Annotated in this window: 21 protein-coding genes, 1 tRNA gene and 1 other RNA gene; 3 read left to right on the forward strand and 20 right to left on the reverse strand. The window is 66.8% G+C overall.

The genetic code is table 11. The features are described from left to right. Nucleotides 1–2: 2 nt before the first annotated feature. The 16 genes from AXYL_RS24730 to AXYL_RS24800 all read right to left on the reverse strand — a co-directional run bounded on the left by AXYL_RS24730 (nt 3) and on the right by AXYL_RS24800 (nt 15,720). Nucleotides 3–797, reverse strand: coding sequence for an ABC transporter permease (locus tag AXYL_RS24730; protein WP_013395607.1), 795 nt, complete (start codon nt 795–797; stop codon nt 3–5). Nucleotides 798–800: 3 nt separating this feature from the next. After that, entirely contained in the window at nt 801–1,610 is an 810-nt protein-coding gene (locus AXYL_RS24735; protein ID WP_013395608.1) for an ABC transporter ATP-binding protein, read from the reverse strand. Beyond that, entirely contained in the window at nt 1,603–2,643 is a 1,041-nt protein-coding gene (locus AXYL_RS24740; protein ID WP_013395609.1) for an ABC transporter substrate-binding protein, read from the reverse strand. Before AXYL_RS24740 ends, AXYL_RS24735 begins: the two co-directional genes overlap by 8 nt. An 11-nt stretch (nt 2,644–2,654) precedes the next feature. After that, on the reverse strand, nt 2,655–3,914 hold the full coding sequence (locus AXYL_RS24745) for a CaiB/BaiF CoA transferase family protein (protein WP_013395610.1): 1,260 nt from the start codon (nt 3,912–3,914) through the stop codon (nt 2,655–2,657). A 67-nt stretch (nt 3,915–3,981) separates the two neighbouring features. Next, nucleotides 3,982–4,590, reverse strand: coding sequence for a recombination mediator RecR (recR, locus tag AXYL_RS24750; protein WP_013395611.1), 609 nt, complete (start codon nt 4,588–4,590; stop codon nt 3,982–3,984). Between the two features lie 19 nt (nt 4,591–4,609). After that, nucleotides 4,610–4,936: a YbaB/EbfC family nucleoid-associated protein gene (locus tag AXYL_RS24755; RefSeq protein ID WP_013395612.1), complete on the reverse strand. Its 327-nt coding sequence runs from the start codon at nt 4,934–4,936 to the stop codon at nt 4,610–4,612. 45 nt (nt 4,937–4,981) lie between these two features. Further along, nucleotides 4,982–7,168 carry a DNA polymerase III subunit gamma/tau gene (locus AXYL_RS24760; RefSeq protein WP_013395613.1) on the reverse strand — a complete coding sequence of 729 codons (2,187 nt, stop codon included), beginning with the start codon at nt 7,166–7,168 and terminating at the stop codon, nt 4,982–4,984. A 151-nt stretch (nt 7,169–7,319) separates the two neighbouring features. After that, an RNA gene (ffs, locus tag AXYL_RS34230) (signal recognition particle sRNA small type) lies at nt 7,320–7,417 on the reverse strand. 196 nt (nt 7,418–7,613) lie between these two features. Continuing rightward, nucleotides 7,614–7,970, reverse strand: a complete 357-nt coding sequence (locus AXYL_RS24765; RefSeq protein WP_013395614.1) for a cupin domain-containing protein — start codon at nt 7,968–7,970, stop codon at nt 7,614–7,616. 29 nt (nt 7,971–7,999) lie between these two features. Further along, nucleotides 8,000–9,286, reverse strand: coding sequence for an NAD(P)/FAD-dependent oxidoreductase (locus AXYL_RS24770; protein ID WP_013395615.1), 1,287 nt, complete (start codon nt 9,284–9,286; stop codon nt 8,000–8,002). A gap of 8 nt (nt 9,287–9,294) precedes the next feature. Further along, nucleotides 9,295–11,535: a N,N-dimethylformamidase beta subunit family domain-containing protein gene (locus AXYL_RS24775; protein ID WP_013395616.1), complete on the reverse strand. Its 2,241-nt coding sequence runs from the start codon at nt 11,533–11,535 to the stop codon at nt 9,295–9,297. A 48-nt stretch (nt 11,536–11,583) separates the two neighbouring features. Then, entirely contained in the window at nt 11,584–11,892 is a 309-nt protein-coding gene (locus AXYL_RS24780) for a hypothetical protein (protein ID WP_013395617.1), read from the reverse strand. Between the two features lie 27 nt (nt 11,893–11,919). Then, nucleotides 11,920–12,711, reverse strand: coding sequence for an ABC transporter permease (locus tag AXYL_RS24785; RefSeq protein WP_013395618.1), 792 nt, complete (start codon nt 12,709–12,711; stop codon nt 11,920–11,922). 1 nt (nt 12,712) lies between these two features. Further along, nucleotides 12,713–13,549, reverse strand: coding sequence for an ABC transporter permease (locus AXYL_RS24790; protein ID WP_013395619.1), 837 nt, complete (start codon nt 13,547–13,549; stop codon nt 12,713–12,715). Nucleotides 13,550–13,565: 16 nt separating this feature from the next. Then, nucleotides 13,566–14,612, reverse strand: coding sequence for an extracellular solute-binding protein (locus tag AXYL_RS24795; RefSeq protein ID WP_013395620.1), 1,047 nt, complete (start codon nt 14,610–14,612; stop codon nt 13,566–13,568). Between the two features lie 28 nt (nt 14,613–14,640). Further along, nucleotides 14,641–15,720: an ABC transporter ATP-binding protein gene (locus AXYL_RS24800; protein ID WP_013395621.1), complete on the reverse strand. Its 1,080-nt coding sequence runs from the start codon at nt 15,718–15,720 to the stop codon at nt 14,641–14,643. 146 nt (nt 15,721–15,866) lie between these two features. Between AXYL_RS24800 and AXYL_RS24805 the strand changes: the two genes are divergently transcribed. Then, nucleotides 15,867–16,661 (forward strand): IclR family transcriptional regulator, encoded by a 795-nt coding sequence (locus AXYL_RS24805; protein ID WP_013395622.1) that lies wholly within the window; start codon nt 15,867–15,869, stop codon nt 16,659–16,661. 24 nt (nt 16,662–16,685) lie between these two features. Here the strand turns inward: AXYL_RS24805 and AXYL_RS24810 are convergent, their stop codons facing one another. The 4 genes from AXYL_RS24810 to AXYL_RS24820 form a co-directional block, all read right to left on the reverse strand. After that, nucleotides 16,686–20,129 (reverse strand): UvrD-helicase domain-containing protein, encoded by a 3,444-nt coding sequence (locus AXYL_RS24810; protein ID WP_013395623.1) that lies wholly within the window; start codon nt 20,127–20,129, stop codon nt 16,686–16,688. 3 nt (nt 20,130–20,132) lie between these two features. Further along, complete coding sequence (locus tag AXYL_RS24815) at nt 20,133–22,796, reverse strand: PD-(D/E)XK nuclease family protein (protein ID WP_013395624.1); 2,664 nt, start codon at nt 22,794–22,796, stop codon at nt 20,133–20,135. Nucleotides 22,797–22,883: 87 nt separating this feature from the next. Then, on the reverse strand, nt 22,884–23,048 hold the full coding sequence (locus AXYL_RS35205) for a hypothetical protein (RefSeq protein ID WP_013395625.1): 165 nt from the start codon (nt 23,046–23,048) through the stop codon (nt 22,884–22,886). A 23-nt stretch (nt 23,049–23,071) separates the two neighbouring features. Further along, the gene (locus AXYL_RS24820; protein WP_013395626.1) at nt 23,072–24,271 is read right to left on the reverse strand and encodes an MFS transporter; all 1,200 of its coding nucleotides are present in this window, start codon (nt 24,269–24,271) and stop codon (nt 23,072–23,074) included. A gap of 310 nt (nt 24,272–24,581) precedes the next feature. Between AXYL_RS24820 and AXYL_RS24825 the strand changes: the two genes are divergently transcribed. Next, nucleotides 24,582–24,656 (forward strand) — tRNA-Arg (locus AXYL_RS24825). A gap of 378 nt (nt 24,657–25,034) precedes the next feature. Next, nucleotides 25,035–26,234 (forward strand): D-alanyl-D-alanine endopeptidase, encoded by a 1,200-nt coding sequence (gene pbpG, locus AXYL_RS24830; RefSeq protein WP_013395627.1) that lies wholly within the window; start codon nt 25,035–25,037, stop codon nt 26,232–26,234. The last annotated feature ends 26 nt before the right edge of the window (nt 26,235–26,260 follow it).

The raw sequence follows: 26,260 nt of genomic DNA on the forward strand, positions 1-26,260 counted from the left end.
CTTCAGATTTTTTCGGTTTCGCCGGACCGGGGCTGCCATTTCATCAGGCGTTTCTCACCTATGCCGACGACGGCGTCCAGCACCAGCGCGAACGCCGTCAGCACGATGATGCCCGCGAACACGGTGTTCACATCGAAGGTGCCTTCGGCCTGCAGAATCAAGTAGCCCACGCCGCTGGCCGAGCCCAGGTACTCGCCCACCACCGCGCCCACGAAAGCCAGGCCCACCGAAGTATGCAGGCTGGAGAACACCCAACTGGTGGCCGACGGCAAGTACACGTGCCGCAGCAGCTGGCGCCGGCGCGCGCCCAGCATGCGAGCATTGTCGAGCAAGGTGGGGCTGACTTCGCGCACGCCCTGGTAGACGTTGAAGAACACGATGAAGAACACCAGCGTCACAGCCAGCGCCACCTTGGACCAGATGCCCAGGCCGAACCACATGCCGAAGATGGGCGCCAGGATGACGCGCGGCATCGAGTTGGCGGCCTTGATGTAGGGATCGAGGATTGCGCTGGCGCCCGGCGACAGGCCCAGCCACAGGCCAAAGGCCAGCCCGGCAATGGTGCCGATGAAGAAGGCCAGCACGGTCTCGGTCAGCGTCACGCCCAGGTGGGTATAGATGTCCGCATTGGTGACGAACCAGGCCCAGATGCGGCCCCACACCTTCAGCGGTTCGCCGAAGAAGAAGGCCACCTTGGGATCGCGCGAGGCGAAATGCCAGACCAGCAAAATGATGACGAGCAGCAGCAACTGCCAGAAGCGCAGGCTGGCCGAACCGGGTTTGATCAGCTTGGGCATGGCCTAGGCTCGCTTCTGTTGGGCGTAGCCCTTTAGGACTTCTTCGCGCAGCACGCCCCAGATGGCGGCATGCAATTCGACGAAGCGTGGATGCGTGCGCACTTCGGCCACGTCGCGCGGACGCGGCAGGTCGATGACGAATTCGCCGATGGGGTGCGTGCCCGGCCCCGCCGACAGCACCACCACGCGGTCGCTCATGGCGATGGCCTCGTCCAGGTCGTGCGTGATGAAGAGCACGGCCTTGCGCTTGGCCATCCAGAGGTCCAGGACCTCGTTCTCCATGAGCTGGCGGGTCTGGATGTCCAGCGCCGAAAACGGTTCGTCCATCAGGATGATGTCGGGGTCGCGGATCAGCGTCTGCGCCAGCATCGCGCGCTTGCGCATGCCGCCCGACATCTGGTGCGGATAACGGCTTTCAAAGCCGCCCAGGCCGACGCGGCGCATCCATTCGCGGCCGCGTTCCAGCGCCTGCGAACGCGGCACGCCGGCGAAGTCCAGGCCGGCCACCACGTTGTCCAGCGCGCTGCGCCAGGGCAGCAGGGCCTCGCCCTGGAACATGTAGCCGGCGCGCTCATTGATGCCGGACAAAGGCTGCCCGAACACCTTCACGCTGCCCGACGACGGCGCCAGCAGCCCGGCGCCGACGTTGAGCAGGGTGGACTTGCCGCAGCCGGTCGGGCCCACCACCGACACGAACTCGCCCGGCTCGATGGCCAGGGTGGTGTCGCTGACGGCGGTGTAGCGCTGCGACCGGTCGTCGCGGGAGACAAAGGTGCAGCTGATGTTTTCCAGCGACAGCGCGGCTTCAGCCATTGGGGTACTTCTCGTTGGCGCGGCGGGCGTAGTCGTTGGTCCAGACCTTGGACGGATCGATCTTGGAACCGTCGAAGTCCGCCTGGTAGGCCGCCAGCGCCTTGAGCGCGGTGGCGGCGCCGTCCTCGGGGATCAGGCCGTCCGGCGACAGGCCTTCCAGGCTCTTGGCGATGGCAGCCTTGTAGACGGCCGGATCGCCCAGCAGATAGGTTTCCGGCACGACCTTGGCGATTTCGTCGGCGCCGGCCTTCTGGATCCACTTGTCGGCGCGCACCAGGGCATTGGCCAGGGCCTGGGTGGTGTTGGGATTGGCGTCGATGAAGGCTTGCGGCGCGTACAGGCAGCCCGCCGGCATATTGCCGCCGAAAATGTCCTTGGTGTCCTTGAGCGTGCGCGTGTCGACGATGATCTGGATGTCGCCCGGCATTTCCAGCATCGACACCACGGGGTCGGTGTTGGAGATGGCGTCGATCTGGCCGCTGCGCAGCGCGGTCACCGCGCCGGCGCCAGCGCCCACGCCGATGATGGACACGTCCGAGGCCTTCAGGCCGTGCTTGGCCAGGAAGAAGCTGACCACCATGTTGGTGGACGAGCCCGGCGCGGTCACGCCGATCTTCTTGCCCTTCAGGTCGGCGGGGCCCTTGTAGTTGGGCAGGTTCTTCTTGGACACGCCCACGCCTATCATGGGCGCGCGGCCCTGCAGCACGAAGGCGCGATAGGCCTGGCCCTTGGACTGCATGGACAAGGTGTGTTCGAACGCGCCCGACACGATGTCGGCGCTGCCGCCCACCACGGCCTGCAAGGCCTTGGAGCCACCCGCGAAGTCGGCGATGCTGACATCCAGCCCTTCGTCCTTGAAGTAGCCGCGGGCTTCCGCGATGGACAGGGGGAGATAGTAGATCAGCGGCTTGCCGCCGACTGCGATCTGGACCTTGGTCTTCTCCAGCTTCTGCGCGCGCACGATGGCGGGCGCCATGCCCATGACGCCGGCGGCGCCGGCCATCTTGAGCAGATCACGGCGAGTGACTGACATGTGGTTGTCTCCTAGTTGTCGGGCAGACCGATAGCGCCGGTCTTTGCCAGCTCTTCTATAGCCGCTGAATCATACCCCAGCGATTTCAGGACTTCCTCGGTATGTTCCCCTAATACCGGGCCCACCCAACGCGTCTCGCCCGGCGTCTCCGACAGCTTGGGCACCACCGCGGGCAGCTTGACCGGCGTGCCGTCGGGGAAGCGATGCTGCTCTATCATGCGGCGCGCCAGGAATTGCGGATCGCCGAACATGTCGGCCACGCTGTAGATCTTGCCCACGGGCACGTCGGCGCCCTTCAGGACGCCCAGCGCCTCTTCGATGCCGCGCGCGCCGCACCACTGCTGGATCGCGCCGTCGATCTCTTCCACGCGTTTGGCGCGGCCGTCGTTGCGCACCAGGCCAGGGTCCGTGGCCAGATCATCGCGGCCGATGGCGCGCATTAGCCGGTGGAATATCGCGTCGCCGTTGCCGGCGATGACGATGTTCTGGCCGTCGCGGGTGGTGTAGGTATTCGATGGCACGATGCCGGGCAGCGCGCCGCCCGTGCGCTCGCGCACCACGCCGGCCACGTCATATTCCGGCACCAGGCTCTCCATCATGTTGAACACGGCCTCGTACAGCGCCACGTCCACCATCTGCCCCTGCCCCGCCTGGCAATCCACGCCCTGCTTGCCGTTCCAGCGTCCGCCGGTGGCATCGCGGTGGCGCAGCGCCATCATCGCGCCGATCACGCCGTGCAGCGCGGCGATGGAATCGCCGATGGAGATGCCGACGCGCAGGGGCGGCCGGTCCGGATGGCCCGACACATAGCGCAGCCCACCCATGGATTCGCCGATGGCGCCGAAGCCCGGCTGGTCCTTCATGGGACCGGTCTGCCCATAACCGGACAGGCGCACCATGATGAGCGCGGGATTGATCGCGCGTAGCTGCTCGTAGCCCAGGCCCCACTTCTCCAGCACGCCTGGCCGGTAATTCTCGACCACCACGTCGGCGTCCAGCGCCAGCTTGCGGGCGATTTCCCGCGCGCGCGCATCTTTCAGATTGAGTGCGATGGATTGCTTGTTGCGGGCCTGCACCGTCCACCAAAGGGAGTTGCCCTCGTGCAGATGGCGCCAGCTGCGGATGGGATCGCCGCCGCCCGTGCCGTCAGGCCCGTGGGGCGTTTCCACCTTGATGACGTCGGCGCCGAATTCGCCGAAGATGCGCGCGGCGAACGGGCCGGCAATGAGCGTGCCGAGTTCCAGGACCTTCAGTCCGGTCAGCGCTGACATGGTTTGTCTACCTCACTGTTTTGCCGTTGCCGATACATTGCCGGCAAGGCGTTCTGGTACTGCGGAATCAGGTGGTCTTGCGCTCCATCAGCGCCCACGCGATGGTGCCGGCGTCTACGTATTCCAGCTCGCTGCCGGCAGGCACGCCGCGCGCCAGCCGCGTGACGCGCAGCCCGCGTTCGCCCAATGCTTCGCCCAGGAAATGGGCGGTGGTTTCGCCTTCGGCGGTGAAGTTGGTGGCCAGGATGACTTCCTGCACCACGCCGTCGGTCGCGCGCTTGATCACCCGCTCGAAATCCAGTTCGCGCGGACCGATCCCTTCGAGCGGCGCGACGCGGCCCATCAGCACGTAGTACAGGCCACGGTAGCCGTGGCTGGACTCGATCATGTTCTGGTCGGCCGGCGTCTCGACGATGCACAGCAACGAGGGATCGCGCTTGGGGTTGACGCAGGTGCCGCAGACCTCATCTTCCGAGAAGCTGTTGCAGCGGGCGCAATGCTTCAGGTCCTGGACCGCGCCCGCCAGCGCCCGCCCCAGCATGTCCGCGCCTTGCGGATCATGCTGCAGCAGGTGATAGGCCATGCGCCGGGCAGAACGCACGCCCACGCCGGGCAGGCGCCGCAGCGCCTCGATCAGCGAGACGAGCGGCTCGGGTTCGGGCAGTAACGGATCCATTGCGGCCTTGGGACTGCGCTCAGAACGGCAGCTTCATGCCCGGGGGCAACGGCATGCCGGCGGTGACCGATGCCATCTTTTCCTGCGAGGTGGCTTCGGCCTTGCGCAGCGCGTCGTTGAACGCGGCGGCAACCAGGTCTTCCAGCATGTCCTTGTCGTCGCCCAGCAGCGACGGATCGATGGCCACGCGCTTGACGTCGTGGCGGCAGGTCATGGTGACCTTGACCAAGCCGCCGCCGGAAGCGCCTTCGACCTGGATGTCGGCCAGCGCGTCCTGCGCCTTCTTCATGTTTTCCTGCATTTGCTGCGCCTGGCGCATCAGGCCGGCCAGTTGTCCTTTCATCATGATCGATGCTTCCTTGAATGAGGGGAATGAGAGATGGCCGCCGCTTCAGGCAGCGGCGGCGGGGGAATCGACGTGGCGGATCGAGCCGGGCACGACCTGGCCGCCGAAATCGGCGACCAGCGCCTGTACAAAAGGATCGACAGCGACCGCGTCTTCAGCAGCCTGCTGGCGGGCGGCGCGTTCGGCCTGGGCCACGGCATGCGCCGTCGCCTCGCCCGTTACGCCGACCTCGACGTCCAGCCGTATGCCCTGGCCGAAATGTTCGCACAGCACGGTCTGCAGACGGACGCGGCTTTCGCTTTCGGCCAGTGTCTTGACGGCCACGCGCAGAATGATGGCGTCGCCTTGCACGCCGGCCCATGCGCTCTGGCGCGCCAACTCCGCCGCCAGGCCGGTGACCGGCAGGCGCGCGGCCAGTTCGGGCCAGGTTTCGGAAGTCATATCCGCCATGCGGGCGCGCGACGATTGCCGCTTGCGCGCGGGCGCAGGGCCTTCGCGCCGGACGGGCGCGGCGGCGGGCGGCGCAGCCGAAGGCGCGCTGGCCAGGGTTTCGAAATCATCGTCGTCGGGATCCGACGTAAAGCCGTTGTCCGGCGCGAAACCGCCTTCGGCTTCGAACGGGATTTCTTCGTCGACCCAGGAAGGCGGGCCATCGCCATGGTCGGCTTGCGACGCGGGCACGGGCGCAATGGCCGCGGCGGTAGCCGGCGTGACCGCCAGCGCCGCCGAACCGGCGGTCTTGCCGGCCTCGGTCTCGGGCGCCGCCGGCGCTCCGGCCGGCAGGTCCTCCCAAGGCGGCACGCTGCCGGCCTGGGTAGATTGCGGGGCTTGCGCCGCGGCGACGGGTTCGGGTTCTACGGCGACGGGTTCGGGTTCTGCGGCAACCGGTGCCGGCTCGGGAGCCTGTTCGGCGCGAGCGGAGGACTCGGCGGGCGCGGACGCCTGCGGAGCCGCAACCGGCGCCTGGACCGCGGGTTCCGGGGCTATTGCAGCAGCCACCGGCGCGGCAACGGCCGAGACCGGTGCAGGCACAGGTGCAGGTGCGGGCTGGGCTTGCGCAGGCGCGGCGACCGGCGCGGGAGCTGCGGCCGCATCGGCCGTCTGGCGGGCCGGCGCGGCAGGCGCTTCGAGCGCGGTCTGCGGGCCAGCGTCGCCATTGAGCGCCAGCATGCGCAGGCAGGCCATGATGAAGCCTGCGTACTCATCGGGCGCCAGGGTCAGTTCGCTGCGGCTATGCACCGCAACCGAATAGAACAGCTGCACCGCATCGGGATGCAACACCTGCGCCAGCCGGGCGATATCGCCGGCCAGGGGATCTTCGGCCGGCGTCACGCCGCGCACACGCTGCTCGATGGCCACCCGCGACAAGAGCACGGCCAGGTCGGCCAGGGCGCCGGCATAGGACAGGCCGCGGATCGCCAATTCATCCGCCACCGCCAGCACGCTCTTGGCGTCACCGGCGGACAGCGCGTCCAGCAGGCGCACCAGGTGCCGCTGGTCGATGGTGCCGAGCATGCCGCGCACGGCATCCTCGGTCAGGTTGCCGGCGCTGTAGGCGATGGCCTGGTCGGTCAGCGACAGGGCATCGCGCATGGAACCCGAAGCCGCTTGCCCGATCAACCGCAGGGCGGGGACCTCGAAGCCCACGTCTTCCTGGCCGAGCACGGCCTGCAGGTGGCCGACGATGGAATCGGCCGGCATCTGCTTCAGGTTGAACTGCAGGCAGCGCGACAGCACCGTCACCGGAATCTTCTGCGGGTCGGTGGTGGCGAGTATGAATTTGACGTGGGGCGGTGGCTCTTCCAGCGTCTTGAGCATGGCGTTGAACGCGTGCCCGGTCAGCATGTGGACTTCGTCGATCATGTAGACCTTGAAGCGCCCCGCGCCCGGCGCGTACACCGCCTGCTCCAGCAGCTGCGTCATTTCCTCGACGCCGCGGTTCGAGGCCGCGTCCAGTTCGAGGTAGTCGACGAAACGCCCGGAATCGATTTCCGTACACGCGCGGCACACGCCGCAAGGCTTGGAAGTGATGCCTGTTTCGCAGTTGAGCGACTTGGCCAGGATGCGCGAAAGCGTGGTCTTGCCCACCCCCCGAGTTCCTGTGAACAGCCAGGCGTGGTGCAGGCGTTGGGTGTCGAGCGCATGCGTCAGCGCGCGCACCACGTGATCCTGTCCCACGAGGGTATCGAACGATCGCGGCCGCCACTTGCGGGCCAGTACCAGATAAGTCATGGGTGGATTGTAGAGCCTGTTTCGGAAGCTGGCCTGAAACGCAAAGGGGACGGGTTTATTCCCGTGGAAGATATCCTTGGAAAATAACCCCGTCCCCCTTGAAAACAAACGCGTCATGGGTTTGGCATGACGCGTTGCTTTGAAGAATCCGGTTGGCGAGCCTTACTCCGGCACTGACCCTAAACGACTATGGCTGCTTCGTTCCCGACCTGACCAGGTTCACCGCCGAACCATGCGGAGGGGCCCGCCAGCCGAGATTCTAGCAGAGCTGCGCTTCGCTTGCTTGCTAGAACCTCGGCCGGCGGGCCCCAGGGGGCAGTATGTGGGCCCCCTCCCCAGCCCTCCCCCCGAGGGGGAGGGAGTTTGGGACTTCGCTTCGCTGGTCCCTTCGGCTCGCTTCGCTTTGCCTTGCGGGGCATTGTTCACTGGACGCTTGGTTCTCCGTCTAACTGGCGGGGGCCAGGACGTAGAGCTTTCGGACGGGGGTGCGGATATCCCAGACGCCTTGGGTATTGGGGGGCATGGCCAGGGTGTCGCCTGCGCGGAATTGCAGCGGGGGCTGGCCGTCGGGGGTGAAGGAGCCTTCGCCGGCCAGGATGTGCATGATTTCGCCTTCCTGGACCTGGCGGCGGAATTGGCCGGGGGAGCATTCCCAGATGCCGGCGCTGGTGGCTTCGGCGCCGGGGACCACTATTTTCCTGGCGCGCAATGCGCAGGCGGGTTCGCTGAGCGGGATGCCGACCGGGCCGAGGTCGTCCAGCTGGGCTGTGTCGCGGGTCTGGGGGATGTGTTGGATGGTCATGGTGTACTCAGGAGGATGGAGGCGCGCTTCTACGAGAGCTTGTCGCACAGGCCGTAGTAGGCGACGCCGAGCGCGATGTAGAAACGCTTGAGGCCGTGGAACGGCAGTGGCCTGATGGGGGTGACGGGGTATGGCATGGGCTCGCCCGCGGCGATGGTCCGGGCGAGGTAGCGGCCCATCTGCGTGGCGAGGGCGACTCCGCGGCCGTTGTAGCCCAGCAGGATATGCAGGTTGGGCGATGGCTGATGGACATGCGGCACGAAATCGCGTGTCAAAGCGATCCGGCCGGCCCAGCGATAAGTGAAGGGAATCCGGGCCAGTTCCGGAAACAGCATGCGCGCGCCGCGCACCAGGTGGTCCCAATCCTGTTCCGATGCGGGGTCGGCGAAATGGCCCCGGCCTCCCAGCACGAAACGGCCCTCGTGATCGCGGCGGAAGTACAGCAGCAGGCGGCGGGAGTCCGAGGCCACCACGCCGCCGGGCATGATGTGGCCGCAGGCCTTCGGATCCAGCGGTCCGGTGGCGACGATGAAGCTGTTGGCGGCGATGACGCTGCGCTGCAGACCGGGCCAGAGCCCGTTGGTGTAGCCATTGGTCGCGATCAGCGCGTGCTCGGCGCGGACAGTGACACCCTGCTCCGTGCGCGCCAGCCATTGCTGGCCTGATCGTTCCAGCGCCGTGACGCGGGTGTGTCCATGCACCGACGCGCCAGCCGCTTGCGCCGCCGCCACCAGCCCGCGCGTGTAGGACAGGGGCTGGATGCTGCCGGCGCGCCGGTCGATCCAGCCGCCCAGGAACCGGTCCGTGCCCAGCCTCGCGCTGACGGCGTCCTTGTTCAGCATTTCCACGGCTGCGCCACGATCCAGCCACTGCTGGGCGCGGTCCGACACGGTTTCCAATGCGCGAGGAGAATGGGCCGGCTGTATCCAGCCGGCCCGCATGGCATGGCAGGCGATGGCATGCCTTTCGATAAGCTCGAATACCGCGTCGGAGGCAGACGCCACCATCTGCAATAGCGGTTCTCCCAGCGCTTTGCCGTAGCGCGCCAGGATCGCCTTCGGATCGTGCTTGATGCCCGGAATGACCTGCCCACCGTTGCGGCCGGAGGCGCCCCAGCCCGGTTCCTGGGCATCCAACACGCAAACGCGCAGTCCGAGTTCGCTCAGGTGCAAGGCGGTCGACAAGCCGGTAATGCCGGCGCCGACGATGACGACGTCGCATTGGAGGGAAGCCGCCAAGGCGGGTGCGGCGGGCGCCTGCCCCGCGGTCTGCTGCCACAAGGATTGCGGGGCATCGGCCGAATCTGGTGCGCGCATGGTGTATCTCAGCGTCCGCTTGCCTGAGGGAACACGAAGGGGGTGGCCTCCGCGAACCGGGTCAGTACGTTCGCCGTGATGCGCGACACGTTGTTGTCGTAGCCATTCCAGGCCAGCGACGCCCCCCACGTGATCGAGCCCGTGGAAAAAACCGCGCCGCCGTTCAGGCACTCGTAGAACACCAGGTCCGCATAGCAGTGCTTGGCTTCCTCACCGTTGATGGTGGGGTGGTGGTAGGTCGTCTCCTCGGGTACCACGTTGTAGTAGCGCGTGTGCTTTTCCGAGCGGGCGACGATCAGCGTATGCGGCGGCGTGCCCAGCCGGTAGTCGACGCGATCGATCTCGTCGCCAGCCGCGCCGCCTCCGCTGCTGCCGAAATCGCCAATGATTTCATCCGCCACGCCTTCGAACATGAAGGCCACACGCGGGTCGTGGCTTTCGGGCCGCCGACGGTAATAAGACGAGGCATCGAACCCGGTCGCGGTGGTGCCGATGCCCGTCAGCGTCTGTGGCGCCAGCCCGATGCGGCGCCAGGTGCCGCCATATTCGCCGGTATAGCTGTGGTAGCTCTCCCCGGCCGGCGTCTCGCTGTAGCGGGCGCCGGTCTCGGTGCGGCGCAGTTCCATCAACCAGGGCTTTTCGGGATGGTAGGCGCAGCGCCAGTAGAAGCCGTTGCCGCCCATGTACATGAGGCGGCCGCCCTGCCCCTGGTACGCCACCATTGCCTGCCACATGCGCGTGGTCCAGTACTCGGGATGCGCCCCGGTCATGACCACGCTGTAGCCCTCCAGGGCCTGCAAGCCTTCGGCGTGCAGCATGTCGTCCGTGATGACGTCGTAGTCGAAGCCCTTTTCGTCCAGCCAGTCCAGGAAGTGGGTATCGCCGTTCAACGACCAGGTACGGCATTGCAGATGCATGCTGAAGACCGGCCGCAAGCGCGAGGCGTAGTAGACGCCATAGCCGTCCGAATGCGTGTCGTACATGGAAAGGCTCAACTCGCGGTGTTCGCCCAGGTAAGTCTCCCAGGGATACAGGACCATGAAGTTGCCCGACTTCATTTCCATGCCTTCTTCATCCAGGCGGTAGTGCGAGTTCGAATACGCCATATAGGTGGCCGTCGACGCGAGGAATGCGATCCGCTTGCGCGGTCCGCCCGCCTTCGGCCGCACGATGAAGGTGATGCGTTCCTGCTCTCCCGCTGTGCCGGTCAGGCGCGCCGCATACAGGCCGCTGGGCAGGTCGTCAGGCACGGTCAGGCTGAAATCGGTCTCCCAGCGCGCGTCCTCCAGGGTGTCGTCATGGAAGTGCAGCGCGGCGAAATGGTCGGGACATTCGCGCCAGAACATGACGCTGGAATCCCAACGCAGGCCGGGCACGCCGCGCGCGGGCAGGTTCTCGATGCGCCCCTCCGACCAGGGCCTGGCCGTGTCGACGAGCACATCGCTGTCGATGCGCTGCGAGAAATCCCAGGCCTGCAGCGGCGGCGCGGCATGGCGGCGGCCTTGGGCCTCGACGCGCAATTGCGCCAGGTCTGCATCCCCGGCGCCATACGGCAGCAGCGTGGGCGAATCCAGGCGGCCGTTGAAATGCTTGGCATATTGCGGGAACGGCAGGCCAGTGGCGGCCGCGCCCATCGTCAGCGGAAGCTGCGCCAACGCGACCGGATCGACCGCCGGCAGCCGGCCGCTCGCCTGCGCATGCGAATTCACGGCCAGCAAGGGGTTGGCGGGCATCTGCCGCAGCTCGACCGCCCCCGAGTCCAGGTCCAGCGTTACCGCCACCAGATACCACTGGCGCACGGTCATGGGCAATCCTAGCGTGACGCGCTCGCTCTTGCCGCCGCTGCCCTGTTCCCAGAACAGACAGCCATCCCGATCCAGGCCCAACAGATATCCGACGCGCGCGGCGTCGTCCCAGCGCGACAGGATCGCCTGATCGCCACCGTTGCAAGGCAAAGTCGGCATCACCGCCAGGATCCAGCTCTTGCAGCCCGTGGCAGGCTCGCCGAAAGCGGGCGCCACCGCGCGCGAACCGGTTTCGGTGGCTTGGGGACGCCCGGCGATGGCGGTGGCGATGCCCTGCATCACCACGGCCTCTTTCAAGCCGGGAGCGCCGGGCGTAACGTCGCCGCTGCGGATACGCACCAGGTCGGCGTCATAGCGCAGCGCATGCGCGCAACTCACTTTGAATTCTATGGTCTCTCCCGGCGCGATCGTCCAGGTGCTGGGGTACCCCAGGATCTCGTACATACAAGCTCCGTCAGTTTGATTCGGGCGACTCGGTGTGGCGGCCTGCGTTCAGTCCAGGTCGGACGGCCAGGGATAAGGCGAGTGGATGGCCCAGCGGATCTTCAGCAGCGCCCACTGGGCGTCGGCCAGCTTGGCGTAGCGTTGCGGCGCCAGTTCGACCGGATCGCCCCGCCCCGCGCCGAGCGTGCCGATGGCGTACTCCGAGTAAGGCTGGGTGCAGACGATGACCTGCTTGCCGGCCATGGGCTCCATCCGCAATCGGTTGAGCAGGCGGTTCAGCTTCAACGGCCGGTTCTTGGTGGTCGTCGTCCTGAAGTGTTTGAGAAGTTCCGCGTCTTCGGGCTGGATCTCGTACATATCGCGCTCCGGGCATGAAAAATCGATTCAGTGGTCGCGCTCTGGCGCGGCGAACATCTCCAGGCCGACCGTGCGTTCCAGCAGCAGCACCAGCGCAAGCGTGAAGACAATCAGGAACGTGGCGATGGCGGCAATCACGGGACTGGCGCTTTCCTGTATCTGCGTGAGGATGCGCACAGGCAAGGTGTTGACGTCCGGCGCGACCAGGAAGACGGTGATCGTCGCCTCGTCGAACGACACGATGAAGCAGAACAGGAAGGCGGTGATCAGCCCTGGTTTGAGCATGGGCAGGGTCACTGTGCGCAAGACCTGCGCCGGCCGCGCGCCCAGGCTCATGCTGGCCTCTCCCAGCGCGGGGTCCAACTTGCGCAGGGAATTCAGGATGGGGCGGTACGCGAACGGCAGCGTGATGATGCAATGCGCCAATACGATGCCCAAATACGAGCCGCTGACGCCGAGCAGGCCGAGCAGCCCCAGGAACGCTACGCCCAGCGCGGCATTGGGGAATACCAATGGCAACATGATCAGCGCTTCAATAATGCCGCCCCCCCTGATCCGGCTGCGGTCCAGCACGAGCGCGGCCAGCAGGGCCACCGATGTGCTGATGAATGCCACCAGCAAGGCGATGCCGGCGCTGACCGCCAACAGACCCAACCATTGCGGATCGGTGAAGAACTCCAGATACCAACGCCAGGAGAGCGACGCCAGCGGCAAGGTGAAGTACCCGGTGGACGTGAACGACGACACCGCCACCACCAGAATGGGCAAGGGCAGGAAGCCAAACAGCAGAACCAGCAGCAAGCGGTATAGCCAGCGCATATCAGGCTCCCGTTCCGGACACGCGCGCCGCGACGCGGCGTTCGAGCAGTTGCAAGGGAATGACCAGCGAGAACGCCGCGAGCAGCAGCACGATCGCCATGCTGGCTGCCTTCGGATAGTCGAAAACCTGCAGCACGTCCTGGTAGATCTGCGTGGCCAGCATGCCGTCACGCACGCCCCCCAGCAACAGCGGCGTAACAATGGCCCCGGTCGACAGCAGATAGACCAGCATGGCGCCAGTGATGACACCCGGCAGGCTCAGCGGCAGGGTGACATGCAAAAAGGTCTTGAGCGGGCCGGCCGCCAGCGTCTGCGAGGCCTCGTCCAGGGCGCGATCCAGATGCAGCAGCACCGCCAGCACCGAGACGATGAAAAACGGACTGAAGACATGCACCAGGCCAATCACCACCCCGGTCATGTTGAAAATCAGGCGCATCGGCGTATCGATGACACCCAGCGACAGCAGCAGCGAATTCAGCGTGCCCTTGGGCCCCAGGATCACCACCCAGCCGTAGGTGCGCACCACCACGCTGACCAGCCACGGCGTGATGACCAGCATCATCAGGAAATTGCGGTTGCCGCGATAGCGCGAAATCGCATAGGCGATGGGATAACCGACCAGTACGGAAAAGAACGTGACGACCAGCGCGATCCCTATCGTGCGCAGCAGTACCGCGACGTAGTCGGCCCGCTCGAAGAAGCGCACGAAATTGTCCAGGCCAAAGCCATCCGCGGTGCGCAGCGATTCCACGGCGAGATAGGCGATCCCCGTCAGGAACATCAGGATCAGGATCGCCGGGGGAAGCAGCAGGATCAGCGGCGGCCGGGTCGATTTCATTGCGGCTTCTCCGGGCTTACCGGCCGGCGCCTGCCATCGCGCGCTCGACCAGCTCGATGCGCGACTTGCGGGATTCGGCGATGTAGTTCCAATCCGGCTGATAGAGCTGGTCGCGCAGGGCGGTCAGCGGCTGACCCAGTTCCTTTTCTGTCGCGGGAGACAGTTTGGCCGTGCTGTTCAGCGGCAGGTAGCCGGCAATATCGGCAATGCGCGACTGGCCCTCCGGTTGGGCCACATAGTTCAGCCACTTCAGGTAGCTGGCGCGGCCCTGCGCCTTCTTGGGCACAACCACGATGTATGGAAGGATCAGCGCGCCCTCCTTCGGAATCACCATCTCGATGCTGGTCTGCCCGTCGCGCTTCATCTGCCAGACGCGGGTCGAGTAGTAGGGCGCAGCCGTCACTTCTCCGCGCTGCAGCAGCTGGTTCATCTGCGCCATCGAGCTATACATTGCCAACGAGTTCTTGCCCAAAGCGGTCAGCAACGCCAGGCCCTTGGCGGTGTCGCGCTCGTTGCCGCCTTCGGCTACGGACATGATGGTCAGGTCGTAGGCCGAGCTGTAGACCGGACGGGTGACCGACAGCTTTCCCGCCCACTTGGAATCCCCCAGCGCTTTCCAGGAAGAGAAGTCGGAAGGTTTCGCAAGATCCTTGTTGACCGCGATACCGTAGTACGCGAAGTAGGTACTGACGCCTATGAGGCGTCCGGAAGGCGCCTTGAGCAGGTACTTCTCCGGCACGTTCTTCAGCGCGGGAACCTCACTCATGTCGAAGTCTTCGAGCAGGCCGTCGCTGTACATCTGCGAGGCCTCGAAGAACGACGAAAGCGCCGCATTGAACTTGGGCGCATCCTTCTGCGCGCGCACCTGGGCCTCGGGAGTGGGGACTTCGACGATCTTCACGCCGATTCCCGTTTCCTTCGTAAAGGGTTCCGCGTAAGCCTCGCGCCACGCCGCCCCCACGCCGCCGCCCCAGGTGGCCATGGTGATTTCCTGCGCGCTGGCGGTGCCGCAAACGGCCATGACCGCCGCAACGGTCCAGTGGGCAAATCGATAGGTGCTCATTGTGCGACTCCAGTGAGAGTGAACAGCGCTAGAGGGATACGACCGAAATGCGGCTGTCGTCCCAGGTCAGTCCGACGGCTTCGCCCTGCGCCGGCAACGGTTGCCCGTCCTGCGCCGGCCAATCGGCAATCAGGGTCCGGGCGCCGGCCCGCAGCCAGAGACGCGTGTTCTGTCCCGCGTAGACGCGGCGCTCCACGCGGGCCTGCAAGCGGGCGCTGCCGGCAGGCGCCAGCTTCAGGTGTTGCGGCCGCAGCGATATGCCCACAGCGCTGCCTGCCGCGAAGCGCGAGTCCGGCAGATCGAATTCGCAGCCGAGTTCCGCGCAGTCGAGACGTGCCGCGCCGGCTTGCACCACGCCTTCGAAGAAATTCGTGTCGCCCACGAATTCAGCGACAAAGCGGGTCTGCGGCTTTTCGTAGATGGCGGCGGGGTCGCTGACTTGGTCGATCAGGCCGTTGCGGAACACGGCGACGCGATCGGACATGGTCAACGCCTCTTCCTGGTCGTGCGTCACGAAGATGAAAGTGGTGCCGAGTTTTTCCTGGATCAGCTTCAACTCGGTCTGCATCTGGCGGCGGATCTTCATGTCCAGGGCGCCGAGCGGCTCGTCCAGCAGCAGCACCCGGGGCTCCATGACGATGGCGCGCGCCAACGCTACGCGCTGCTTCTGTCCGCCCGAGATCTGGCCGATGTAGCGCGCGCCGTAGCCTTCCAGGCCGACCATCGCCAGCGACTGCTCCACCTTGCCGCGGATGGCGGCGGGCGGCTCGCGCCGCATCCTCAGGCCGTAGCCGATGTTCTCGGCGACGGTGAGATGCGGAAACAGGGCAAGGTTCTGGAACACCATCCCGAGCGGACGGCGATACGGCGGCGATGACAGGATCGACTGTCCATCTATCTTCACCTCGCCCGCGGTGGGCGTTTCAAAGCCGGCGATGATCCGGATCAGCGTGGTCTTGCCACAACCGCTGGGGCCCAACAGCGTCAGAAACTCGCCTTCGCGCACGTCCAGGCTCACGCCCTTCAACGCCGCCGACGCGCCGAACGTCTTGGTGACGTTCTGGATCTGGAGGATCGGCGTCCCCGCTGTTTTCTGACCCTGCCCCATGCTCACACACTCCGGCAAAACCGATGAATGAGCGCAGGATATTGGAGCAGATACGCTTTGGGCAATAGTAAAATCCCGCACCAAGGTTTATTATTATCGCTAGGCGGTAATTAATACCCAAAATACGGGAAAACGAGGAGCCGAAAATGCTGGAACAGGCCGAACTGGAAGTCGACGAAGGCATGTTCAACCACTCGTTCGCGAGGGGACTGAAAGTTCTGTTCGCGTTCCGTGGTGCGCAGAGCGCAATGTCTCTGTCCGAAGTGGCGCAAGCCGTGGGCACGAGCGTCAGCACAGCCCAGCGCACCGTGTACACGCTGGAAAAGCTGGGGCTCATCAGCAAGTCGCCCAAGACGCGCAAGTTCAGCCCCACTCTGCGGGTCCTGGAGCTGGGCTACAACTACATCGCGGCCGACCCGTTGGTCGAAGCCGCGAATCCCTTTCTGGCCGAGTTGTCCAATATCACGGGGGAAACGGTCAACCTGACCGAACCCCTGGACCACGAGATGGTGTATGTGTCGCGGGTCGTGGCGGCGAAGTTCATTCCCATCCACATGCCCATCGGCAGCCGCATCCCCATGTACTGCACGGCCAGCGGCCGCGCCTACCTCGGCGCGCTGCCGGAGGAACAGGCGCAGGCCATCCTGGACGCCTCTGCGCTGCAGCGCCATACGCAATGGACCGAGACCGATCCGGCGAAGCTGATGGAGATCGTCCGGCAGGCGCGGCGCGAAGGCATCGCGCACAACAAGGAAGAACTGTTCCTGGGCGACATGACGATCGCCGCGCCCATCATGGGCCAGCGCGGCACGCCCGTTGCGTCCGTGCATATCGTGGCGCCGACCAGCCGCTGGACCCTCGAAGAGGCTTTGGCGCGCCTGGGGCCGCTGGTGTTCGATTGCGCCCGCGGCATCAATAACTCGGTGCGCTCGTTCACCTGAGGGCCGCCGGGCAGGCGGCCCGCGCTACAGATCGATCCAGGCGCGAGCCCGCGGGAAGTAAAGCGCGGCGCGCGCCGTGCGGCCGTCCAGCGCCGTGACTTGCGCGCAATAGCGCAGCAACTGGTCGCCGTGCCGCTGCCGCATGCGCGTGGCGAAGGCAGTTGGCGCCTCGCCCGGATGCGGCCGGCCGGTTTTGTAGTCGACGATGAGCCAGCCGTCTTCGGTGCTGAGGGCCAGGTCGATGACGGACACTTTGCCGGCGGCGTCGATCAGGGGCCATTCGCGGCGCGCGCCGGATTGCGACAGCAGCCACAGGCCGCGTTCGTCGGCCAGGGTGGCTTGCAGGGTTTCCAGCACGGCTTCGGATGCGGCGTCCGCCTGGCTGGCGGGGATGCCTGCGCGCGTCAGTTGGCGGCGCATGGCGGGCAGGCGCTGAGCCAGCGCGTCGGCGGACCAGGCTTGCACGCCGTCCTGGCCGATGCGCGCCAGCCAGGCGTGCGACAAGGTGCCGATGGCGGCGTCGTAGCCGGCTTCGAGTTGCCACGCCGGATGCTCGCCGCCATCGCCCCAGGCGCCGCGCGCCGCGGCGCCAAAGCCGGGGCTGACGACCAGGTCCGCCATGCGCGCCAGTTGCGCCAGGCCGGCGCGGTCCACGCGCCGCAGGGGCTCGCCCTGCCACTCGGGGCCGTCGGCCTGCGGCGCCATCGTTTCGCCATCGAGCGACGGCGGCGTCGGCACGGCCAGGCAAGGCCACAAGCGTCCCAGCAGGCTGGCGGACGATGGTGTCTTGACTTGGCCGCTGGCCTCGTCCACCGATACGTGGCCCACCAGGTGCAGGCGCTTGCGCGCGCGCGTCGCCGCCACGTACAGCAGGCGGTCGATTTCGTAGGACGCGCGGCGCGCCTCGCGTGCGCCCAGGTAGCGCGACAAGGGATCGGCCTCGGTTTCGGCGCGCGGCTTGACCGGGCCGAACAGCACGCGGCCGCCGCTCTGCTCGAAGCGCACCAGCGGCGCCTGGTCGCCACGCGGCGCGCGGTGCAGGCCGTACAGGATGACAGTTTCGAACTGCAGGCCCTTGGACTTGTGCATGGTCATGATTTCGACCGCGCCGGAGTCCTCGTCCGCCGCGTCCGGCGCGGCGAACAGCCGCGCGATGCCGGTATCCAGCGCGGCAACATCGATGGCGCCATGCGGCGCCAGGCGCTCGATCAGCTGGAACAGGCTTTCCGCGTCGTTGGCCACGGACAGGCCGGCATACAACGCCGGGCCGCCCAGACGGCGCCACAACGACTCCACCCAGGCCGCGAAGGGCATGGCGCCGGCGGCGTTGCGCTTGTCGAGCAGGATGGCCGCCACCTGGCGCAAGCGCTCGAACTCGTCGGCGCCAAGCACGTTCTGCGCCGCCGGCGTTTCCGGCGTGTCGGGCGCCGCGTCGAACAGGGAGCCCTGCGGCGCGCTCGCGGCCGCCGCGGGCGCGGTTTGCGGCGCGATGCGCAGCGCGCGTTCCAGCAGCACCGGCACCGGCGTGATGTGATCGTCGCCGAACAGGCGTTGCAAGGAGGTCAGCGTCAGGCCGCAGTACGGCGCGCGCAACACCGACAGCCAGGCCAGGCGGTCGCCGGGGTGCGACAAGGCCCGCACCAGTTGCACCAGATCCGCCACCACCGGCCGCAAGGCCAGCGGCACCAGATCCACCGCCCGGCAGCGTATGCCTTCCTGCGCCAGGCGGCGGGTCAGATTACCCAGGTGGCTGCGCGCCCGCACCAGCACGGCGACGGGATGCTTGGCGCCCTTGTGGTCAATCAGCGCCTGACGCACCAGGTCCACCGCGATGTCCTCGGCTTGCGCTTCCGCAGGGGCCGCGCCCTCGCGCGACCAGGCCGGATGGAAACGTACCGCCGGCTCGGGCAATGCTTCGTGGAAGGCGGTGGACGGACTGTAGGAAATGGCTCCTGCCGCCGCATCGCTGCGCCGGGGCAGCAGTTGCGCGAACGACTGGTTGACCCATTCGACGATGCCCGCCTGCGAGCGGAAATTGTCGGTGAGATTGAGGAAATCCGGCTGCAGTTCGCCCACGCCGATGTCGGCGACCTCCAGGAACAGACCCACTTCCGCCTTGCGGAAGCGGTAGATGGACTGCATCGGGTCGCCCACCAGGAACAGGCTGCGGCCATCGCCCTGCTGCCAGCCGGAGGTCAAGGTGCGCAGCAGGTCCAGCTGGGTCTGGCTGGTGTCCTGGAATTCGTCGATGAGCAGATGGCGGATCGAGGCGTCCAGCTTCAGCAGCAGCTCGCCCGGATCGTCGGCGCTGCCCAGCGCGGCCGCGGCGCGCTGCGCGATCTCGATGAAATCCACCTCGCCGGTATCGGCAAAGCGCAGCCGCAACTGCGCCACCGCCAGCGCCAGGGTCATCAGCTGCGCACCCAGCACTTCCCATTGCGCATCGGTGAAATGCGGCGCGGGCACGTCACGCACCGCATGCAGGCGGCGCACCCAGGCCGCGTCCGCGTCGGCGGCTTCCAGCCACGCCACGAACGGCTCCTTGTGCGCGCACTTGGCGGGAAAGCCCAAGTTCTTGTTGACTGTCTTGCGCAAGGTGCCGGTGCCGGTCAGCAACAGGTGCGCCACGGCTTGCCATAGTTCCAGCGCCTCGGCGTCGGGCGGAGGTTCTTCCGTCCAGTCCAGCAAGGCCAGCAGTTTGTTCTCCGCTTCCCCATCCTGCAGATTGGCGGCAGCCAGCCGCGCCGGGCCGCATAGCGCTTCGGCCCAACCATAGGGCATGGCCTCGCTGAGCGCGTCCAGGTCTTCGCCTATGGCCTCGGCCAGCATGGCCTCCATGCCCTCGCGGTCGGAGCCGTGGCGCAGCAGCGGCAGCCATTGGTCGCGCTGCCCCAGCATGTCGGCGATGGCCTCTTTGGCCGCCTGCACGTCCACGTCCAGGTGCTTGAGCAGGATGCGTACGGCCTCGTAGTCGTCGGCCAGGTCCAGGGTGGCGCGCGCGGCGGCCTCGTAGTGGGCGCGCGCGTCGTCGGTGATCTCCGGCATGCCGCCCAGTTCCGACAGCCAGGGCATGCTGCGCACCAGGCCCGCGCAGAACGAGTCGATGGTGCGGATGGCCAGCCGCGCGGGATGGTCCAGCAGATGCCAGCCCTGCGCCTCGTTGCGCGCCAGCGCGGCGCGGGCCAGCTCCCAGCTGCGGCGCTCGTGCATGGCCTCGGGCGGCGCGTCCAGCCCGCGGCGCAGCTTGCTGAGCACGCGCGCATGCATTTCGGACGCGGCCTTGCGCGTGAAGGTGATGGCGACGATTTCTTCCGGGCGATTCACGGTCGCCAGCAGCGCCAGGATGCGGTCCGTCAGCAGCTCGGTCTTGCCGGAGCCGGCCGGCGCCTGCACCAGGAACGAGCGGGTCGGGTCCAGCGCGTCGGCGCGCGCGGCGTGGTCGTGCGGCAAGCGTTCTTGTTCAGCCATGATTCATGCGTCCTCATCGTCCAGATGCAAACGCAGGAACGGCAGTGCATCGCAGTATTTCAGATCGTCGCGGCGATAGGCCACGTTGGCCGCGTAGCCCTCGGCGTACTCGTCGGCCAACGCTTCGATGGCCGTGCGCCAGCGCTGGCGGATCTCAGGCCAGGACAAGCCGTCGAAGTATTTGCTGTCGCTGGCAAGCGTGACGCCAGGCACGCCCAGATCTTCGTCGGCCAGGCCCTGCGCGGCGACCTGCCGCGCATGGATCTGCGCCAGCACCAGGCCCGCCACTTCGCCGCCCGCGGCGTCCGCCAGCACCGATGCGTAGAACGGCAGCTGCACGTTCACAGGCCGGCTGCGCGACCAGTCCGGTTCGGGCTTGGCCGCCGCCACGCCGGTCTTGTAGTCGACGATGACGTTGCGGCCGTCGCCCAGCGTATCGATGCGGTCCAGCCGCAGTTTCAGGTTGAGCGCGCCGCGCTGCCACTGGTGGTTCTTTTCCACCTGGGCCACCGCGAAGGGCAGGCGCTGCGCCTCCATGTCCAGCCAGGACGTCAGCACCGCCTGGGCGCGCTGGCACTCCAGTGTCTTCAAAGCCGGCGCATAGTCTTTCAATTCCTCGTCCGCGGCCTGCGCCACCGCCTGTTCCAGCAAGGCGGGCAGGCGGCCCGTGGCCATGACCTCGTGCAGCGCGTCCTGGTCGGGCATCATGCCCCACACCAGCTCCAGCGCCTTGTGCAGGAATTGGCCGCGCACGTTGACGGTGGCCGCGTCGGCATAAGGCGCCATCTCGCGTCCGCCCAGGCGATGCCGCACGAAGGCCCACAGCGGATTGCGGGCCTGCGTATCCAGCACGTCCAGGCCGCCGCCACCGCGGTTGCCGGCCGCCAGGGGCGGACCTTGCGCATCGTCCAGCGATTCCTGCGGCAAGGCCGACAGCGCTTGCGTTGCGGCCGGCGCCCAGTCGGTCAGTTCCGCTGCCGCGATCAGCGGCGACGGGCGCAGCTCGCGCTCGCCGTCCATGTGCGCATGACTGACGATGATCTCGGGCGCGCAGCGGCACAGTGCGGCGTACATGCCTTCGGCCCACTCGCGTTCGCGTTCGGGCGTGGCGCGCGGCGCCTTTGCCTGGCGCAGCACGGCCAGCGGCAACAGCGGATTGGGCTTGGGCGACGCGGGCAGCACGTCGTCAGTCAGGCCCAGCATCCAGACGCCGTCCCAATAGCCACCCTCGGCCTCCAGCAAACCCAGCACGTCCAGGCGCGCCAAGGGGTCGCGCTGCGGTTGGAACGACGCGGAGCGCGCCACACTTTCCAGCAGGTTCACGGCGGCCACGCCGCCCAGGCGGCCGGCGGCAGGCGCCAGCGCCGAAAAGCTGCCGAGCGCATCGCCCAGCGCGCCCATCACCTGATAGCCGACGCTGTCCAGCACGCCTTCGCCGGGAAAGCCCAGCGCCATCAAAGCGGCCTTCATGCGCAGCATCCACACGTCGCAGGTGGCCTGGCGGCCACCCTGCGTCCAGATCTCCATGGCCTGGTTCCAGGCCTGCGCCAGCAGCGGCAGGTCCGCCAGCAGCTTGCGCCAATCCTGCGGGCTGACGTGCAGCTGCGCCTGGCGCCGCCAGCGCGCATCGATCGAGGCCAGCCGCGCGCGGTCGCGCACATCGCCCGCGCAATGTCCGCCCAGCAGGGCCGCGCCCAGCACCTCGACGCTGCATCCCTTGCCCGGCGCGCACTCGGCCAGCGCGCGCAGCCATGCGAGCGCGGCGCGCGCCATGGGCCATTCGTTCAGCGGCCGCCCCACTGCCACGTTGAAGGCGTATGCGGCTTCACCTCCGCGCCCGGCCAGGGCCTGGCTGAGCACCCGCCGTGCGAAAGGCGATTCCGCCTCCAGCTGGGGCGAGACGATGGCATAGCGGCCATGCGGATGCGCCTTCAGATGCTCGGCCGCCCAGGCCGCGGCGGCGCGCCATTCCGCGCCTTGATCCGCTGCCTCGTACCGGCGGGCCGCGGTTTCGACCCGTTGCGCATCGCGCCACTGCGCAACGGCGGCGCCCTGTTCCTCGAAGGCGCTAAGCAGCCGGCGAAAGCGCGGCGATATGTCCGTGAATCCCGCCAACACCAGTTGCTGCGGGATGGGCAGGCGTCCGTCCTCCAGCGCCCGCAGCACGCGCGCATAACCCTGGTTGGCATCCTCTGCATCGATACCGGCCAGCGCCTGGCGATAGCGCGCGCGCCATTTCGCGAAGCCGCGGTACTCGTCGGTGTCCGCGCCCGACGGCACCTGCAATTGCCATTCGTCCATCAGCAGGTCCGCGTCCATCGACAGGCGCGCGGCCTGGCTGGCGTCCAGCAGCACGCGCTCGGCCTCTTCCGCGCGGATCGCCTCGGTCCACACCAATTGTGTCGCGAAGCTGTCTAGCCGGTAGGCGGGCACATCATCGTCGGTCTCGAACGCGAGCTCATTGGCGGCATCGGCCAGCCATGCGGACAGCGGCAGGATGCGCGGCAATTCGCTGACCTGGCGCTCCTGGCGCAGCAGCCCAGCCAGCTCCAGCGTGAGGCGACGCGACAGGCGGTTGTTCACCGTGAGCACCAGCGTGTCGGCGGCGGGCATGCCGCCGATGTCCGGCAGCGATAGATCGGGATAGGAAGGCGAAGAGTCCTGCATGGGTATCCGGAGCGCCCGCCGGAAGCGGCGCGCGATGAGGGAAGAAATACCGCCGTAGGATACCGCGAGGCCGAGCGGAAAACGCGCCTAGAAGCCGCAGAGCGCGGCCAGGTTTTCCCAGTGGATCTGCATTTCCGGCGTGGTGTAGCCCCAGAACGCCAGGCCCATGACCGCAACCAGGGCCAGCGCGCCCGCAATGCGCCAGCCGCGATGGCGGCGGGCGGTGGGTGCGGAGTGCGTCGAAGGCGTCATCAGCGTTCCTGGCAAGCCCGGCCTCAGGCCGGGGCCGGCTGGGCCACCGGCTGTTCGCGCACCGGCAGGCACAGCAATGCGGCGAGGATGGCCAGCGCCACGCCGAGCCACCAGACGGCATCGTAGTTGCCGGTCTTGGCGTAGGCGTATCCGCCCAGCCATACGCCGATGAAACTGCCTAGTTGATGGCCCAGGAAGACGATGCCGGACAAGGTGGCCGCGTAGCGCAGGCCGTAGATCTGGCCGATCAGCCCCTGCGTGAGCGGCACGGTCCCCAGCCAGAACAGCCCCATCCACGCGGCAAAGGCGTACAGCACCCATGGCGACAAGGGCATCCACAACAGCAGCAGGATGCCAAAGGCGCGCATGCCGTACACCACGGCCAAAAGGCGCTTCTTGCTGTACTTGCCGCCCAGCTTGCCGGCATAGAACGAGCCCAGCACATTGAACAAGCCGATCAGCGCGATGGCGGTCGCGCCCTGCCCCGCGCTCAGGCCGCCATCGCTGACGTAGGCCGGCAGGTGCAGCGTGATGAAGGCGGTATGGAAGCCGCAGACGAAGTAGCTCCAGAACAGGAAGTGGAACGAGGGGTGGCGCACCGCCTGCTTGACCGCCGAGGCCAGCGATTGCTGCGGCCCGGTGTGGGCCTGCGGACGGCCTCGCAGGAAGTAGGCCAGCGGCGCGCCGCAGGCGACGAACAGCGACAACACCCACAATGCGCCCGGCCAATCCAGGCCGCTGATCAGCACCTGGCCCGTGGGCACCACGGCGAACTGGCCCAGGGAGCCGCCGGCGCTGGCGATACCCATGGCCGTGCTGCGATAAGCGGGCGGCACCGCGCGCGCCACCACCGGCAGGATCACCGGAAAGGTCGTGCCGGCCTGGCCCAGCCCGACCAGCACGCCGGCCGTCAGGTAGAGCGTGGCTTCATCGGTGGCGAAGCGCGTGCCTATCATGCCCAGCATGTACAGCAGCGCGCCCAGGGCGATGGTGCGGCCCGAACCGTAGCGGTCGGCCATGATGCCCATGAAGATACAGGCCACGCCCCACACCAGGTTCTGCAGCGCGAAGGCCATGGAGAACACCTCGCGCCCCCAGCCCTGCGCCAGCCCCATCGGCTGCATGAAGAGGCCAAAGGTGGCGCGCACCCCCATGGCGAGCAGCACGACCAGCGTGCCCACGATCAGGGTGCGGGTGAATTTCGTATCGGTTTGGCTAGACATGAAACCTGTTCTTCGTTGTTTTGGTTCGCCGCCCCCTCCTCGGGACGGTCCGGCGCGCCGCGCGGGACTCGGACATCATATACAAATAGCTTCCGGGCCCAGGCAATAGCCACGTCGAGCGCCGGGTCCGCAGCGCGAGGCTGCGGGCCGCGGATTTGGGGCTTGCGCCTCCTGCTGATAGACTTGCGTCCTGCGCCGAAGCCCGTGTCCCCGGTGATAAACTCAGGAGCGGAAGAATCGTAGCGATATCAAGGCCTTAGTGAGCAAGCACGGTCCCTTCGACCGACCCTGCCGCCTGATCGGAAATAGTCTCGCCGTAGTTAAATGGATATAACCGGCCCCTCCTAAGGGTCAATTGGTGGTTCGATTCCACCCGGCGAGGCCAACTTTGGCGTCGGTTCCGACGCCTTCCTTCCCCAGCATGTTCCATGTCCGCCTGATGCGACAGCTCTCTTCTGAGCACGTATTGCGCTGCGCCGGCCAGAGACAAAAACCGCACATTCAGCCAGATGAGGGTTAATCCGGGCTACGCTCACGCGCCGCCTGCCGTTAGCTTCTCGGACTTGTCTTGTGACGAATTGAAGCGAGCGTCAATACGTCACTATTATTTTTTTCGACGATGATAGCGAATCGTCTTGCGCGCAACTTGAAATTGCTGTTTAAATTCGACGCGTAAGCCTCTAATTCATCTGGACTTTTTCTGACCCGACGAAACGCCGGCTTAAGAAATATTTACTCACAGACTGACAAGCCAGCTCAAACCATGGCATTTTCCTGGAAACGTGCGATTGCGAACGCGATAGCGCCTGTGGCGCTGGCGGTGTGCGCGCTCCTGCCCCCCGCCGCGCAAGCCGCGAAGAATACGGACCCTTGCAAGACCAACGCCAAGTCGTCGGCCTGCAAGGCGCAACAAGCGAAGAAGGCCCCGGCCCCCAAGGCCAGCTCCGGCAAGAGCGCCTCGGGCAAACAGGCCGCCTCCTCCGCCAAGAAAGCTCCTCCCAAATCCTCCGCCGGCAAGAAAGCCGCCGCCCCCAAGGGCGGCAAACAGGTCGCCGCCAAGGGCACGCCGCCCAAGAAGGGCGCGGCCGCCGGCAAGAACGGCAAGCCCAACAAACCTTCCCGCGCGCAACGCGCCGCCGCTGCCGCAGCGCTGGGTTCGGCCGCCATGCCGCCGCCCGCCTCCTCGGTGCGCGCCGAAGCCGCCGCCCTGCGCTCGACCACCGCTTACGTGCAGGACCTGGAAACCTCCACGGTCATCTTCGCCAAGAACGAAAACGTGGTGCGCCCCATCGCCTCCATCTCGAAGCTGATGACCGCCGTCGTCGTGGTCGACGCCAACCTGCCCATGGATGAAATGCTGGAGATCACCGACGAAGACGTCGACGGCCTCAAGCACACTACCTCGCGCCTGCGCGTGGGCACCAAGCTGACGCGCGGCGACATGCTGCACCTGGCGCTGATGTCGTCCGAGAACCGCGCCGCCAACGCGCTGGGCCGCCACTATCCGGGCGGCCTGCCCGCGTTCGTGGCCGCCATGAACGCCAAGGCGCAGGCGCTGGGCATGACCAGCACCCGCTTCATCGAACCCACCGGCCTGTCCAGCGACAACGTCTCGTCGCCGCACGACCTGGCCCGCCTGCTGCGCGCCGCCTCCCAGCGCCCGCTGATCCATCGCTACTCCACCGATACCGAGTACGACGTCGAGGTCAACAACCGCACGCAGACCTTCCGCAATACCAACCTGCTGGTGCGCAAGCCCGACTGGGACATCAAGGTATCGAAGACGGGCTACATCAACGAAGCCGGCGAATGCCTGGTCATGCTGGCCCGCATCAACGGCCGCGACCTGGCCATCGTGCTGCTGGATTCGCAAGGCAAGCTCTCGCGCATCGGCGATGCGGTCCGCATCCGCCGCATCGTGCAGAACGAAGTGGCGATGGCGTCGATCCAATCCGGCGGCTGAACGCCAGCCGCGTTACGCGGCAATAA

Origin of the sequence: Achromobacter xylosoxidans A8 (genome assembly GCF_000165835.1) — a bacterium.
Classification (GTDB): Bacteria; Pseudomonadota; Gammaproteobacteria; order Burkholderiales; family Burkholderiaceae_B; genus Achromobacter; species Achromobacter xylosoxidans_B.